A 15,040-nucleotide genomic window follows, 5' to 3' on the forward strand; every position below is an offset into this window, starting at 1 on the left:
GCTGCGGTGGCGGAATGTCGGCACCGCAGCCTTTTTTATACAGCGCTCAGTACAGCGTTTTCAGCTATCCCAATTGTGCTTTTGCCGCTATTGAAGGAGATCTTTCAAGGTGTCGAGTTGCAGGTCGTAAAGGGAGTTGACCGTTTCTTCGTCATAACGCCCATTGGGCTTCAGGAGCAGATAGGACGGGAAGCCCCCTTTGTCAAACGTAGCCATGAGCTCGCTCATAGCCTTCGAGTCTACAAATAGGTGGGTGCCGGGCTGCTGTATTTCCAGCACCTTATTCTTCCATTGTTCTTCGTCGGATCCGGACGAGGTGCATAAATATACAAACTCGATAGGGAGGTTGGCAGCCTTTGCCTCTTCCTGCAGTTTACGTGCAGAGGGCATAGCTATTATGCATGGGAGGCACCACGTTGCCCAGATGTCGATCGGTACAAGTTTATTGCTATACACCGACTGTAGATCTTTTAGTAGCGAATCCCCGGTTTTGTGGGGGCTTCTATACAGCGTAATACCCGTTTGTGTTTTCATCAGTTGGCTACCCAACGAGCTGCTGGACGCTATGTTTATTGTAGCGGTACGGCTGAGCGAGTCGATCTGTGCTATTTTTTTTCTTAGATCGGCCAGCTGTTGATCCAAGTAGTCGCGCGACCAGTCGAAATGCAGCGTGGGACTTAACGCGGTATAAAGTTCTGTCAATTTTTTTACATCGGGATGCCCCATGTGAAGCTTGAGCAGATCGGCATAGGCAGGCGGAAGCGTGTCATCGTAATATTGTGCGAGGTTTTCGGAGCTGAGCGGTTGGCCGGTCTTTTCAAAAGCTGCTTGGCGTAGGTAAAAATTTAGCGCTTGTATGTATCCATAGGAATCGTTCGAAATAGCGTAAATGGGTGTGAGGAGCTCTTGGATGTTGGGCGGGGAGATCTTGTTTTGTCGTAAATACGCCAATTTCTTCGTATAATAATCCGCTTTGCTGTCCCCTGCGATCAAGGTGCGATAACGGTCGCCATTGTTGCTACAGAATTCTTCGACCAGCTGATCTTGCTTGCCAAAAAGGCTGTCCAACTTGGTAAGGTAGTCTGGTCGACTGACCTCGAGGGAAGCAATCTGTGCAGATATATCTGGTTGCTGTTCCTGCTGGAAAGCAATGAATTTGTTTATGGTTCTGTTTCTGTCAGCATCTTTGCCGCCAAATTCCACGCCATCGCCGATCCAATACACGAACTTCCGCTTCAGCTTTTCTAGATCGAAAGTCAACGTGAGTTCCTCATCGCTCAGCAGGCAGAGGTAAGCATAGTTTCCCAAGGTAAACCATATCTGTCTATTGGGAAGGCGCTCATCCCGGATAATCTCAAACGAACCGTCCGGATCGGGCTCGATTTCGTAGGACGATTGAACGGGTTGCCTCAGATTAACGATGGCATATTTGATCTTGAGCGAATCCAGTTCCCCAGGCGAAGCATGTAGGATCTGACCGCGGATGATTGGTTGCGGCCGAGAGGCATAGTGCTGTGCGAAGGCCGGGTCGGTAATGGCTGCTGTGTCGCTATTTTGCTGTGCCAGCAGAAGCATGGGCAGCAAGGCGCAGATTAGGTATGCGGTTAGTTTTTTCATGGCTTGATGATGTTTTTTAAAGCGTTATATATATATTCTTTTTTTTGTCGTGCGATCGGGACTACATTGCCTCCATACATATGTATTTGCGGTGACTGCCCCTTGCTGAGCGATAGCAGGTAGCTCGGATTGATGAGGTGGCTTTGATGTGTGCGCAGAAAGCCGTATGGACTCAACAGCTCGTCATACTCTTTCAGCGTTTTACTGATGATGATACATTCGCCATCGTGGAGGTGTATTTCCGTGTAATTGTTGTCGGCTTGGCATCGCACAATCGATGAAACGGCAATGTAACGTGTCTCTCTTCCTGTTGGTAACGCTATTTTATGATCATCGAACACCTTATTATTCAAGTTTTGGATAAGGTTTTCAAGATTGGCATTCCTTTTCTTTTCCTTTACCTTGTGCATGGCTTTCGCCAATGCATTTTCCAACTCGGTAAAGTTTAATGGCTTCAGGAGATAATCCAATGCGGAGAACTTGATGGCCTGTATACCAAACCTGTCATAGGCCGTCACGAAAATAACTTCAAAATTACGCTCGCCAAGTTCTTGCAGGAGATCAAACCCATTCTTTTGTGGCATTTGTATGTCGAGGAAGATAAGTTCGGGCTGACATTCTTTAATCAATGCGACCGCCTCATCGACATGACAGGCTGTGCCGAGCAGATGCATGCTATCCGTGTGCTTTTTGAGGTAGTTTTTTAGTACTGCGATGTTGTTTGGCTCATCATCCACGATGAGGTAGCTTATGCGTTGATCAGGCATGGTTAATCCAATTTGAAATGCTTATCGTGATTTTTGTATTTCCGGGTTGGGAACTGATCTGCATCCGGAAATCATGTTCCGGGTAGAGCTGTGCCAATAATAGAAGGCGTTCGCGCGTCAAGCGTAGTCCATAACCACTTTTGCTCGTTGGGGAGCTTTCCGTAAAGCCCATGCCATTATCTTCTACCGAAAGCAGCAGCGATTGCTCTTGTTGTTCGAAGCTGACGACAATCAAGCCCTCGTCACCTTTTGTGGCGATGCCGTGCTTCACGGCATTTTCTACCAAGGGCTGCAATAAGAATGTGGGAATTTCAACGAGATCACTGTGCACCATCAGCTTGTTTTTTATTTGGTAGTGCATACCAAACCGGAGCTGTTCCATCTTAAGGTAATCGTCCAACAATTGTATCTCTTGGCTCAGCACATTCATCTGTTTTTCGACATTTTCCAAGCTGGCTCTTGTCAAAGATGAAAACTTGCTGAGGTAATAGTTTGTGGCTTCGGGGTCGTTTTGCTGGATCAGGTTTTGGATGGAGTTGATGGCATTGAACATAAAATGTGGATTTAGCTGTGCTTGAATGTTTCTGATCTGCAGGCTGGCTGTTTGCCGTTGCTGTTCCACCTTTTTCAGTCGCCTGCGGGCGCTGAAGCGCATAAAGAAAAATAAAAAAGCGACGATTCCAATAATGACGATTAGTACAATCCAGAAGGATTGGCTGCGCACCGATCTGGGCGGAACGATATGGTATGCTATACGCAAGATATCGGCATCTGTATACTTGCTCAGGTGACCACATTTGTGGATCAACAGTTCATAGTCGCCCACGCTATTGAAGTATTCTTTGGGAACAAAGTATCTGTTTTCTTGCGTCCACCACTCCAGTCCAATTGTATCTCTTTTGTTATCGATGGTTCGGATGAGGTTAATGGAGTAGGGTGTTGTTTCATGGTTTGCAAAGGTTAGCTCCATGCCCTGCAAACTGTCCTTTTCGAATTGCATGGCCAAGGGTGCGTCCCTGCGTCCGGTATTTGATAGCATGTAGTGCTTATTTAGCTTCGGATCCAGTAGATTAAGGAAGCCATAGGCTCCAATTCCGGAGGCGGTAATTTGTTCTAATACAGGCTTTTTGTTTTTGCGCCAGTCTATCAGATATCCCTCCCGAATGCCTACCTGTTTTTTATGGCGCACCTCCACCATAATCAGTTTTTCGGGATAGTTGAAGGTTCCGATGGCCGCAAAGGGGACTTTCGCGCCATATTTCATGGAGAGCGCCGGAATAGGGGACCATGGAATCAGCTCGATACTGTCATTTTCCACTACCCGATAAACGAAATCCTGTAGATTGTTTTTGTTGATGCCCATGGCGATGATTGTCGCGTCCGAACTATCGGGAATTAGATAGCTATGGTATGTTTTCGAGATATTTTGGACGTTGGCACTGAAGTAGTTTTTTAGTTTAGGATGAAGCTTGATGCCCAAGATGATTGGCGAGTTTGGGCGGATATCTAACCCTTTTCCTGGCAGCTTGATGCTGTTGTCTAAGTTGTCTAGGATATGCCAAATATATTTATCGGCGGTCTCCATCACCGTTTCATTTCGTACCATCATGCGGGCGTCGGTTTCGACAGCATGAAAATGGAAGCTGTCGCCAAAATAGTAGTCGTTCCCTTCGGAGTCTTGCGCTCGCGCAACAAGTAAGGGTAATAGCATGATTAATAATAGTATTCGCTGCATTTTTTAGGGCTTATAACTCGAAGATGCTTAAATAAATTGGGATGCAAAACTATAATGAGCAATTGGGATATTGTGCCGAGTATTTGGAAGAATAGTAGTCTAAGAGGGGCATTCAGATAAACTTGGTTTTGCTAGCTTCTCCAACGAAAATTACAGAAGGAACAGGGCTAGCAGGGTAGCTGATAACTTCGCCTATACCAAGAAAAACTAAATTGTTTAAGAAAGACCTTCAAAATGTTCGTCCGGCAACAAAAAGATGGAAAGCTGCTTAGCATAAATGAATACTGCCCAAATTTTTTTAAACGTTATGGAGCTTCGTCGCTGCGTTAGCTAGTGCTGTCGCCATCAGCGAATACTAATTTTTTTCAATAATTATATACTTTTGTTTGATCTTTCTCCGTTTTTGCTTCTTGATAAAATAAAATACCACGGTTTTGGATACATACACCCGAATTTCTTAGGTAAAGCCACCCCCACATGATCCCGATATCAAACTGCCCGCGAACTTGCCATCTGCGAAGCCGGCCTAAGCGACTGGAAGAATAGGGGTTAGTTTTATTGATTTACTTTATGCGTTTAAACAACATTATATTGCTATTTGATTAATAAATACGTTTTTTCATTCTTTAATTTCTTTAATTTTTATTTTTTTTAAAACAAAGTGTTTTTGTTGTTGTTTTTAAAGAAATAAGTGTTGCAGCTCGTTCCTGATGGAAGCATTCTGCAGGGGTCTTGGATCCCTACCGACGGCACCGTATCGTGCCGGGCAGGTGCTGTAACTGTTGTGCTAACCAAAAAATAAATTGATTATGAAAAGAAATCGATGTTATCCCCCACTCTTATTGTCGCTGGTTTTGTTGCTTTACGTGGGCTGCCGAAAGGAGCACTTGGTTGATGACCCTCCAGCCGACAGCAGCAGCAAAAGGGAAGTTCTGGACAAATGGCTGCAAAGCAGTGACCCGCGATGGTACTATTTTTTCTTTGACAAGCTTGCTGGGGAGCAAGGACAGGAAAGCACTGCGGTAAAGCTGGCGGTTCTTTCGGGCAATCAGACCATCTTGGCGAATGCGACGCGCCACTATGCCCGGCAGTGGCAGCAACTGGGTGGGCACCCTGAGGAACTGGATAGCGCTCAAACAGCCAAGTTTGCGGACAGCCTGTGGCGAAAAACACCTTTGGATGTCTCCTGCTGGGCGGATTACCAGCAGCTGCCCTACCACCCCGACAAAACGGAAGTGCAGGTACGAAATAATCTGATGGGCAGGGGAGGGCCTTTGCCAGGTGCAGAAGTTTACCAATGCCGGCTACCTGATGCAATTGCCTATTCGCCCTTTCCGAGAGCTTACCGCAGCTATTCCAACAATAGCTGCCAAGAGGAGGCTATCTTCCATTTTGATATGGCCATGAGGGAATATAGGAGAATAATATATTTCCCATTTCGGACAGCTTGGCATCTTGATCAATGCGCCTATTATATTGATCAGATGTTCGAAACCTCTTCTTGGTTTTTTGGATGTCCACAGGGGCCAGATGACGAAACCCCACCCTATGTAGGTGGCGGCGGCGGCGGAGGAGGAAGTGGGGGCGGTGGTGACAGTGGCGGTGGCGACGGCAACGGCGAAAATAATAGCGGGTTTCGCGCGATAGCACCTGCGGTTACCATTAATCTACAGCAGCGGCTGAACTGTTTTAACAGCGTGTCGTCAACGGGTGCGCTATATAAAATCACGCTGCATGCGCACAAAGGGGTGGGAGGCGGGAATAAGCCCGGACATGCCTTTATCACCTTAGAAAAATCCAACGGAGGGCAAGTTCAACGGCTCTCGTATGGTTTTTATCCTGTGTCCGGCTTATCATCAGCATCGATGCAGCATGTAGCGAGTGCAATTGGCGATGAATTTGGAGATGAATATCGAAAAAGTGATTCCAGGTATTCGCTCTCCATTAACGCGGCACAATTTCAGTCAGTGGTTAATAAATCACTCAACTTGGCCAATCAGCAGTATCACCTGCTTTATAATAACTGTGTACACTATGCGACAAGTGTATTTAATGTAGTGAATCCTCCTACAGGACAACTTGGCAACAGTGGTTTTATAAGTCCGGATGATCTTCATACCTTTATAAGAAATACAAAAGTTTTGCATCCCAATCAGCAAGGGATTGAGACGAGTAGAATAGATCTTCTTCCTAGTACGAACTGCAACTAAAAAAGTTACCATGAAAAAGAAAAGGATATTCATAACAGTGGCAATAATCATTGCCGTCTCTAATCTTCCAGTAGTCTCTACAGTATTGATGGAAAAAATCGATAAGGATCGTTTTCGCTATTCCAATAATGACGCCTCTTTTACAAGTATCCAACCGCTCGACATTTTGCGCCCGTGGATGGATGATTGGGTTGTTCAGGGTTTCATTGAGAGCCAAAGACCGACACAAGAGAATATGGAGGTCTTTAGATTATACAAGATCAATCCCCTTTGCTTTTGGCGTTGGCGGTACTACATACTGGTTAGCAGGAAATTTCGATACAAAAGTTGGCAGGAAATAGAGCCTCACAGGACACCTTTTAAAGGAATAAGCAGATGGCAAAAGTTTTGATTCGAAAATGCGTCATAAAAAAGATATTCATAACGGCAGCAATAATCATTGCCTTCTCTAATCTTCCGGTTATTTCCACCACAATTATGGGAGAACTTGATAAAGATCGTTTTCGGTATTCCAATAATGACGCCTCTTTCACAAGTATTCAGCATTTTGATATCTTTCTTGGCTGGATAAACGAATGGACTGTGTGGGGATTTATCGAAAGCCAAAGACCGACACAAGAGCATATGGAGGTCTTTAGATTATACAAAATTAATCCCCTTTGTTTTTGGCGTTGGCGGTACTATTTATTGGTCAGCAGGAAATTTCGATACAAGAGTTGGAAAGAAATAGAACCCAGTAGGGTTCCCTTTGTAGATAATAATAAGTGGCAGCATTTTTAATAGGCAATTACCAAGAGAAGCTTTGTTTTTTTGAATTTATCATGAAAAAGAAAAGGATAGCCATAGCCGCGATAATTGTCATTGCTTTTACCAATCTTCCGGTAATCTCTACCGTATTGATGGAAAAAATTGATAAAGATCGTTTTCGGTATGCAAACAACGATGCCTCGTTTACATACATCCAAGAGTTCGACATACTTCGCGGTTGGATAAGCGAATGGACGGTACGGGGATTTATTGAGGATCAAAGCCCGAAACAAGAGGATACGGAGGTGTTTAGGTTGTACAGAATTAATCCTTTTTATTTTTGGCGTTGGCGATATTATATATTGGTAAGTAGAAAATTTCGATACAAAAGCTGGCGGGAAATAGAGCCCAATAGAGCACTTTTTGTTTCGGATAATATGTGGCAGCATTTTTAATAGGCCGTTACTGAGAGAAACTTTGTTTTTTTGAATTTATCATGAAAAAGAAAAGGTTAGCCATAGCGGCAATAATTGTTATAGCTTTTACCAATCTTCCGGTTGTTTCCACCACAATTATGGGAGAACTTGATAAAGATCGTTTTCGGTATGCAAACAACGACGCGTCGTTTACATACATTCAAGAGTTCGACATACTTCGCGGTTGGATAAGCCAATGGACTGTGTGGGGATTTATTGAGAGCCAAAGACCGACACAAGAGCATATGGAGGTCTTTAGATTATACAAAATTAATCCCCTTTGTTTTTGGCGTTGGCGGTACTACATACTGGTTAGCAGAAAATTTCGGTACAAAAGTTGGCAGGAAATAGAACCCAATAGGGTTCCCTTTGTAGATAATAATAAGTGGCAGGATTTTTAATAGGCAATTGTCGAGAGAAGCGTTTTTTGAATCTATCATGAAAAAGAAAAGGATATTCATAACGGCGGCAATAATCATTGCCTTCTCTAATCTTCCGGTTATTGGAACAGCGTTGATGGGAGAGATTGATAAGGATCATTTTCGGTATGCGAATGCAGATGCTTCTTTCACAGATATTGAACATTTCGATTGGATGCGCCCATGGATGAATGAATGGGTTGTTCGGGGTTTCATGGAGAGCCAAAGACCGACGCAACAGCATATGGAGGTCTTTAGATTATACAAGATCAATCCCCTTTGCTTTTGGCGTTGGCGGTACTATATATTGGTTAGCGGGAAATTTAAGTATAAGAGTTGGCAGGAAATAGAACCCAATAGGGTTCCCTTTGTAGATAATAATAAGTGGCAGGATTTTTAATAAGCAATTACCGAGAGAAGCTTTTTTTGAATTTATGATGAAAAAGAAAAGGATAGCCATAGCGGCAATAATTGTTATCACTTTTACCAATCTTCCAGTTGTTTCCACCACAATTATGGGAGAACTTGATAAAGATCGTTTTCGGTATTCCAATAATGACGCCTCTTTCACAAGTATTCAGCATTTTGATATCTTTCTTGGCTGGATAAATGAATGGACCGTGTGGGGATTTATCGAAAGCCAAAGACCGACACAAGAGCATATGGAGGTCTTTAGATTATACAAGATCAATCCCCTTTGCTTTTGGCGTTGGCGGTACTATATACTGGTTAGCCGGAAATTTCGGTACAAAAGTTGGCAGGAAATAGAACCTCATAGGACACCTTTTAAAGGAATAAGCAGATGGCAAAAGTTTTGATTCGAAAACGTGCCTCGAAAAAAGAAAACAATATGCGTAACAACCGCATTATCTACTGACGTAAAACAACATCATATGTTAACAGCTATCATTCCTAAGCTTCCCATGCGCGACAAGGCCGCAACTAAAGCTTTTTACATTGACCAACTCGGGTTCAGCGAGATTGCAGATTACGGGGATTATCTATTGATCCGAAAAGATCAAATCGAGATCCATTTCTTTTTATTTGCAGCGCTCGATCCATCCCAAAATTATGGACAGGTTTATATCCGCACAAAACATATCACCGATCTTTACCAAGGTCTTTTAGATCGTAAAGTACCCATTCACCCCAATGGACATCTAGAAACCAAGCCATGGGGGCAGCAGGAATTTGCATTGCTAGACCCAGATAGCAACTTGCTTACTTTTGGGCAGGATATATGACATGATGCGCATGAAAGCAATTTTAAGATGAGCCAACAATCGACAGTACAAGGAGCAGCGGCGTTTGCACAGACTTATTTTCACGGTACCAAAGCTGACTTAGCATTGGGAGACCTGGTTCAGGTAGGTTTTAGCTCCAATTACAGCATGCAAAACAATGCGACATATATTTTTTTGTCGGCAACATTAGACGCGGCTATTTGGGGAGCGGAGCTTGCTATTGGCGACGGTCCAGAACGCATTTATCTGGTAGAGCCAACGGGTGAACTGGAAGATGATCCTGATCTGACCGATAAAAAATTCCCGGGAAATCCGACAAAATCTTATCGTTCTACAAAGCCTTTTCGGGTAGTGGGCGAAGTAGCACGGTGGAAGGGGCATAGCGTCGAACAGGTGCAGGCGATGAAAGCAGCATTGGAAAACCTTAAGAAGCAAGGCATAAAATCATGCAATGAATAAGACTAGATGTCAAGTTTTTCATCATCGATATGGGTATATGCCTAACGCGAACCTTCAGATGATAAGCTATGGATGTGCTAGGGAGTATGGCAAATTGTGGTCGCCATGCTAAAACTATGTTAACACACAAACGTTTGCGTTTGCCGGCCTATTGCGGTGTCATTATTTTCTAGCTAATATTGCGGATACAGCTCGGTCGGGCGGTGTAGCCGCAGCAGGATTTTGCAATGCGCAAGGCGGCAATATGTCGACATGTCCGGAGCTATATACCTATAAACTGATGAACGATGCATAAACCTTTAAAAGATTCGGGTAGACGTAATTTCTTGCGATCTCTTTCCCTTTTCGGTGGGCTTATTGTGGCTAAAAATAGCGTTTTTGGCGGTAATGGAAGTAAGCTAGCTGCCGAAGGTTTTTCCGTTGTAGCAGGGCCGTATTTACAAACCGATTTTGACAACGAGATGTGTATCCAATGGATCACCCAAAGCGATGCCCACGGTTGGGTGCTGTATGGTACCGATCCCGGAGCACTGGAGCTGAAGGCTGCAGGCAATCCCGAATTGGGCCTGTTACCGCTGGGGCGTATACACCGTGTCACGTTGCGCGATCTTACCCCCGGAGCAACCTACTATTACCGGGTGGTATCCAAAGAGGTGCTGGACTTTCAGCCCTATAAGCTTAGCTACGGCACCACGTTGACCAGCGAAGTCTTCCAGTTTGTGAACCAAGATATTGCCAAGTCGGAGGTCTCCTTTATTGTGCTGAACGACTTGCACGAACGTCACGGTGCGATAGAGCGGATGATTGGTTTGGATGATGTAGAAAGCCGGGACTTTGTCTTCTTTAACGGCGATATGTTCGACTACCAGATTGATGAACAGCAATTGATAAATGTCTTGCTCCGGCCGATCAGCAAAACATTTGCCACGCGGATACCGCTACATTACGTACGCGGAAATCACGAGACCCGAGGTGTCTTTGCCCGTTCGATCGATCGGTATTTTAAGCAGATCGGGTATACTGCCTTTACCCTAGGGCCTGTACGCTTTATCGTCTTGGATACGGGCGAAGACAAGGTTGACGAACATCCCGTGTATGCTGGCATCGTTGATTTTGACGGCTATCGGGCAGAGCAAGCCCAGTGGCTAAAACAGGAAATACAGTGCAGCGAATTTACAAACGCCGCATTTAGGGTGGTATTGATGCATATACCGCCTTTCTATAGCGGAGATGAGCATGGCTCGGCCCACTGTTCACAACTCTTTAACCCCTTGTTCAATCAAGGAAAGGTCGATATCGTGATTAGCGGGCATACGCACACGCACAAAATTCACAAAGCAAGACCCGAGATACACGCCTATCCCATCGTTATCGGTGGAGGCCCACAGGATGGTTCGCGCACGTTGATGCGCGTACACATCGATGAGCAGCGGTTGAGCCTAGAGGTGGTTGACGATAGGGGCGATAGATTGGCCACCTACCAGGTTGACCGTCGTTGAATGCATGCCACATCCGGTATGTCCGAAGGCTCGCGGTAGCCGCCCACAACCGGGAGCCATACCACGATTCCCTGCTCCTTTATAGTTGCGGATATCGAGAAAACCGCCACGGTGCTCGAAAATAGCGAAGAAGCGTATTTTGTCGACGAGTTAGCTTTCTTTCGCGTTCACAATGAGATACGCGCGCACCAATTGGCCATCGCGATCGTTCAGTTTAGCTTTTGGAATCATCCGCTTCAGCGTCTTGTTCCATTGCTCAGGTGTGCGGCTTTCCGGCTCTTTAAGCTTATGGCATTTGGCGCAATTGCTGGTGAATAAAACCTGCCCTTCGGCAATTTCAGCTTGGTTGTATTTGGCAAGAATCTGCTCCTTGTTTTCGACCGGCAACGAACGAATCACCTCGCTTGCTTTTGGAAAACAACCCGCAAGCGTAGCTATCCCTAAACCGACTATCATGCTTGTTTTTAGTTTCTTCATTGTCATCTGTAATAACATTAATCTTCTTCTTGATGAAACAGATAGCAAGGTTGTTTTGTTTGTGCTTGTACGGAAAATTCTTGAATGTTCCTGATGCGCTATAGGTTTAAGGCTATAACGCCTAATTTTCAAATATCATGCTTCTAGAAAAACATTTTTCCTTCTTTTTTATTTTATTAAAGTCGGCCGGGTCGTGCAATTTGCCGAAAAGGCTTTCATAATATCTCAGCGTATGTTGCTTAAAGGAAAAATATCCATTTTAGATTTTGTAAAAACGATACGGAACGATCTGTTCGCGATTACGGCATTCAGTGTGTTGGTCGGGTATGTTGCGACGCAGCGTTATTTTGCCTCGTTGGCCATTCCTTTGGCTTTAGTGGCCATTGTCGGTACGGCTATATCGTTGCTGCTGGCCTTTCGAACCGGACAGGCCTACGATAGATGGTGGGAAGCACGAATCGTCTGGGGTGCGATTGTCAATGATTCCCGTACGTTGATACGGCAGTTGCGCACCTTTCTTCCCGTCGAAGAAGAAGCCGAAATTCGTCTGTTCCTAGAACGCCAAGTAACGTGGAACTATGCCCTTAGTGAATCCTTGCGACAACTGCCGTTTTCGGACAAAGTCCAGCAGTACCTCGATCTACATGGCGTAAAGGACACCAACATCCCCAACGCACTGTTGCAGCAACACGGGCTACAACTGAAACGTCTTGCACAGGAAGGTAAACTGACGGAGTTTAGACAGGTGCAGTTAGATAGCACCTTAACGAAGCTCTGCGATTCCATGGGGCGATGTGAACGGATTAAAAAAACAGTGTTTCCGGCGTCTTACAGTGCGTTGCTGCATTTTTTGATTTATCTGTTTACGCTGCTACTGCCATTTAGTCTTGATGATAATCTCGCCTTTATAAAAGCCGTATTGACGGCAGGAATACCCACGATCTTCATCATTATCGAACGCACAGCTATCCTCATGCAGGATCCGTTTGAAAACGGTCCTATGGATACGCCAATGACCAATATCAGCCAAAATATTGAATTTGTCTTGCGGCAACAAATGGGCGATGAAGCAGAACAACCTGCGCCAACCAATCCTGATTTTTACTACATGTTGTGAGGTGCGAATCTGTACGCTAAAAATACATGGCCGCTCGAGGTACAGGGGACACCGACGCGCTTAGACAGTGTTTACTCGGTCGCGGGCACATGTCTGTACAAAGGGTCTACGCTGATGGATTGCGGCAAAGTTTGTACCTTTGCCGGCGCGGAGAGGCATGCCAGCACATATGTCTTTGTGCATAGGGCAGCGCGAAAATGCCACTATCGCTGTTTTTTTACACGTTATATAATTTGGAACGCAACGTTTATTTGAGGGCGAAAATAGAAAAAGTAGGAAAGATTTTGAAGAGCCTGGGCGCCGAGTATGGCACAGAGGCTTTGCGTACAACGTTGGCCTGTATGCTGCCGGCCGTTGTGATTTCCTGGATTTTTGAGCTGGATTATGCCATTCCCTTTGTTATTGGCACCTTGAATGCGTCGATGACCGATTTTCCTGGGCATAGGCAAGAAAAATTGCAAGCCGCCTTATGGAGTATTGTCTGTGCGGTGCTCACCAGCCTTTTGGTCGGATTCAGTCTAGGGAACTCGCTGATACTGATCTTGCTCATCACAACGATGGCCTTTGTCTTTACCCTTTTCAATGCGTTAGGATCTCGGATTGGGATGGTCGGAACAACATCACTCTTTCTAGTGGCCTTCGTCATGGGGCTGAAGCCCGCACATGTTCCCCAATTTGCGGTTTGCGTTGGGGCGGGTGCAGCTTGGTTTTATCTGATTAATATTTTGCATACCTCCATCGATCCGTTATGGGAATTGCGTAAGGCCATAGCGAATGGCTATCGAACGACTGCACTACTCCTACGTGTCAAGGCTACGGGCTATGATATGAACGTGCCGCTCGACCGACTTTATCATCGCGTGGCGGCCATCAGTATCAAGCTGGCCGATCAGCAGGAAACGGTTCGGCATCTCTTGCTCCGGGAACGCCGTTATTTAAAACGTGAAGGCACTAAAGCCTATTCTTTGTGGCTGCGCGCTTATGTGCTCATGGATCTGTATGGTATGGCCACGGCCATAGATCACGATTACGAGCAAATCCGGGAGCGCTTGGAGCCTATAGGGGCGCTATCGCAAATTCATGAGCTGGTGCTGCTGGTGGCGGATGGCATGGAGATGGCTTCACAAAAACGTGGCGCGCACCTACCTGAATTTCAACGGTTGGAAGAGCAAATTCAATTGATTTTGGCCGGCTTGCAGGAAAAGCAGCGAAAGCAGCAAAGCGAGGAATTGGCGATGTTGGTTGGTGCCGTGGGAAATGGACGGACCTTTCTCTCTTCCATGGAGCAGTTACGCAACAGGCAGGGTGATCGACTTATGGAAGAGTTCTATGCGCATAGCTTCGATTTAACCGGCTTTTTGCCGCCGCTGTCGGCAGGTGTAAAAGATCTTTTTGCACATGTGCGCAGTTATTCCCCCCTGTTTATGTTTGCCGTTCGTATGCTGGTTCTTTTTCTTTTGGGTGGTTTACTGGGCGAACTGTTGTCGGACATGAAATACACCTATTGGATTTTGATTACGATCATAGTCGTTGCGCGGCCCGGTTATCTACTGACACAGCAGCGTAACAGTGAGCGTTTGTGGGGAACACTGGGCGGAGTCTTTCTCGGGTTGCTCCTTATCTTTACCTTTCCGAATACATATGTACTGTTGGTGCTGATCAGCGTTTTGTTGTTTGCTTTTCTGCTGTTCAATAAGCGTTACTACATGGTCAGTGTGTTTTTTATTACAGCGTTGGTCATCGTTGCCCTGCATCTGCACGACGACACGTGGACCGACGTGATGCAGAATAGAGTTTTGTTCACCTTGTTGGGCTGTGGTCTAGCTTGGTTGGGTTGGTTTTTGGTTCCGGTGCGAAATAAGGTTAACCTGATGCCGCTGGCAACGCAAGCATTGAAGGCGCAGCATACGTACTTCGAGACCGTACTAGCTTATGTGGAATCGGGCGAGAAAGGTGAACGTTACGAAATTCGCTTGGAGCGGAAGCGCGCCTTTCTGGATCTGACAAAATTTTCGGATGCGGTTTTGCAGTCACAGCGCGAACCCGGGAAAGATCGGCCGTTTTTGCGAAAGGGCGATAATGTGTACAGAGATTTGTATCGTTTACATGCCATGATTTCCAGTTTATGGATCCAACATAACCAAGAAGTTTATAAAGCTGACCCGCTGATGCACCTAGAGGTCGACAGAACCCAGCGTATCCGTGTTTTTTTTGATAGCTTGGGCGAGCAGCTGCGCTAAGACGTGCACCTGCGGATAGCGCTCTGGAAAGAG

At 45.5% G+C, this 15,040-nt stretch carries 16 protein-coding genes; 12 read left to right on the plus strand and 4 right to left on the minus strand.

The window, feature by feature from the left end:
* Positions 1 to 87: 87 nt before the first annotated feature.
* Genes IE165_RS15795 through IE165_RS15805 form a run of 3 tightly spaced genes read right to left on the minus strand, consistent with a single transcriptional unit; the run spans position 88 to position 4,095 of the window.
* A complete protein-coding gene (locus tag IE165_RS15795) occupies positions 88 to 1,617 on the minus strand; it encodes a TlpA family protein disulfide reductase (protein ID WP_189627615.1) in 1,530 nt (509 codons plus the stop codon).
* Positions 1,614 to 2,384: a LytR/AlgR family response regulator transcription factor gene (locus tag IE165_RS15800; protein ID WP_189627616.1), complete on the minus strand. Its 771-nt coding sequence runs from the start codon at positions 2,382 to 2,384 to the stop codon at positions 1,614 to 1,616. The genes IE165_RS15795 and IE165_RS15800 overlap by 4 nt, the downstream gene beginning before the upstream one ends.
* Positions 2,377 to 4,095 (minus strand): sensor histidine kinase, encoded by a 1,719-nt coding sequence (locus IE165_RS15805; RefSeq protein ID WP_189627617.1) that lies wholly within the window; start codon positions 4,093 to 4,095, stop codon positions 2,377 to 2,379. The genes IE165_RS15800 and IE165_RS15805 overlap by 8 nt, the downstream gene beginning before the upstream one ends.
* An 833-nt stretch (positions 4,096 to 4,928) precedes the next feature.
* Between IE165_RS15805 and IE165_RS15810 the strand changes: the two genes are divergently transcribed.
* From IE165_RS15810 to IE165_RS15855, 10 genes are all read left to right on the plus strand, one after another.
* The gene (locus IE165_RS15810) at positions 4,929 to 6,329 is read left to right on the plus strand and encodes a hypothetical protein (RefSeq protein ID WP_189627618.1); all 1,401 of its coding nucleotides are present in this window, start codon (positions 4,929 to 4,931) and stop codon (positions 6,327 to 6,329) included.
* A gap of 10 nt (positions 6,330 to 6,339) precedes the next feature.
* Complete coding sequence (locus IE165_RS15815; RefSeq protein ID WP_189627619.1) at positions 6,340 to 6,720, plus strand: hypothetical protein; 381 nt, start codon at positions 6,340 to 6,342, stop codon at positions 6,718 to 6,720.
* 86 nt (positions 6,721 to 6,806) lie between these two features.
* Complete coding sequence (locus tag IE165_RS15820; protein ID WP_189627620.1) at positions 6,807 to 7,109, plus strand: hypothetical protein; 303 nt, start codon at positions 6,807 to 6,809, stop codon at positions 7,107 to 7,109.
* A gap of 41 nt (positions 7,110 to 7,150) precedes the next feature.
* Positions 7,151 to 7,531, plus strand: coding sequence for a hypothetical protein (locus IE165_RS15825; protein ID WP_189627621.1), 381 nt, complete (start codon positions 7,151 to 7,153; stop codon positions 7,529 to 7,531).
* A gap of 41 nt (positions 7,532 to 7,572) precedes the next feature.
* Positions 7,573 to 7,953, plus strand: coding sequence for a hypothetical protein (locus IE165_RS15830; protein ID WP_189627622.1), 381 nt, complete (start codon positions 7,573 to 7,575; stop codon positions 7,951 to 7,953).
* Between the two features lie 37 nt (positions 7,954 to 7,990).
* Positions 7,991 to 8,371: a hypothetical protein gene (locus IE165_RS15835; RefSeq protein ID WP_189627623.1), complete on the plus strand. Its 381-nt coding sequence runs from the start codon at positions 7,991 to 7,993 to the stop codon at positions 8,369 to 8,371.
* Positions 8,372 to 8,405: 34 nt separating this feature from the next.
* Entirely contained in the window at positions 8,406 to 8,789 is a 384-nt protein-coding gene (locus tag IE165_RS15840; RefSeq protein ID WP_189627624.1) for a hypothetical protein, read from the plus strand.
* A gap of 75 nt (positions 8,790 to 8,864) precedes the next feature.
* Entirely contained in the window at positions 8,865 to 9,215 is a 351-nt protein-coding gene (locus tag IE165_RS15845; RefSeq protein WP_189627625.1) for a bleomycin resistance protein, read from the plus strand.
* Between the two features lie 27 nt (positions 9,216 to 9,242).
* Positions 9,243 to 9,674 carry an NAD(+)--rifampin ADP-ribosyltransferase gene (gene arr / locus IE165_RS15850; protein WP_189627626.1) on the plus strand — a complete coding sequence of 144 codons (432 nt, stop codon included), beginning with the start codon at positions 9,243 to 9,245 and terminating at the stop codon, positions 9,672 to 9,674.
* A gap of 287 nt (positions 9,675 to 9,961) precedes the next feature.
* Entirely contained in the window at positions 9,962 to 11,173 is a 1,212-nt protein-coding gene (locus tag IE165_RS15855) for a purple acid phosphatase family protein (RefSeq protein ID WP_189627627.1), read from the plus strand.
* A 150-nt stretch (positions 11,174 to 11,323) separates the two neighbouring features.
* On the opposite strand, the gene IE165_RS15860 is transcribed toward IE165_RS15855, so the two are convergent.
* Positions 11,324 to 11,650, minus strand: coding sequence for a c-type cytochrome (locus IE165_RS15860; protein WP_189627628.1), 327 nt, complete (start codon positions 11,648 to 11,650; stop codon positions 11,324 to 11,326).
* Positions 11,651 to 11,882: 232 nt separating this feature from the next.
* Between IE165_RS15860 and IE165_RS15865 the strand changes: the two genes are divergently transcribed.
* Positions 11,883 to 12,767 (plus strand): bestrophin family protein, encoded by an 885-nt coding sequence (locus IE165_RS15865; protein ID WP_189627629.1) that lies wholly within the window; start codon positions 11,883 to 11,885, stop codon positions 12,765 to 12,767.
* A gap of 233 nt (positions 12,768 to 13,000) precedes the next feature.
* Positions 13,001 to 15,007: an FUSC family membrane protein gene (locus IE165_RS15870; protein WP_189627630.1), complete on the plus strand. Its 2,007-nt coding sequence runs from the start codon at positions 13,001 to 13,003 to the stop codon at positions 15,005 to 15,007.
* Positions 15,008 to 15,040 lie beyond the last annotated feature (33 nt).

This window comes from Sphingobacterium griseoflavum (assembly GCF_014653155.1).
In the GTDB taxonomy this organism is placed as follows: Bacteria; Bacteroidota; Bacteroidia; order Sphingobacteriales; family Sphingobacteriaceae; genus Sphingobacterium; species Sphingobacterium griseoflavum.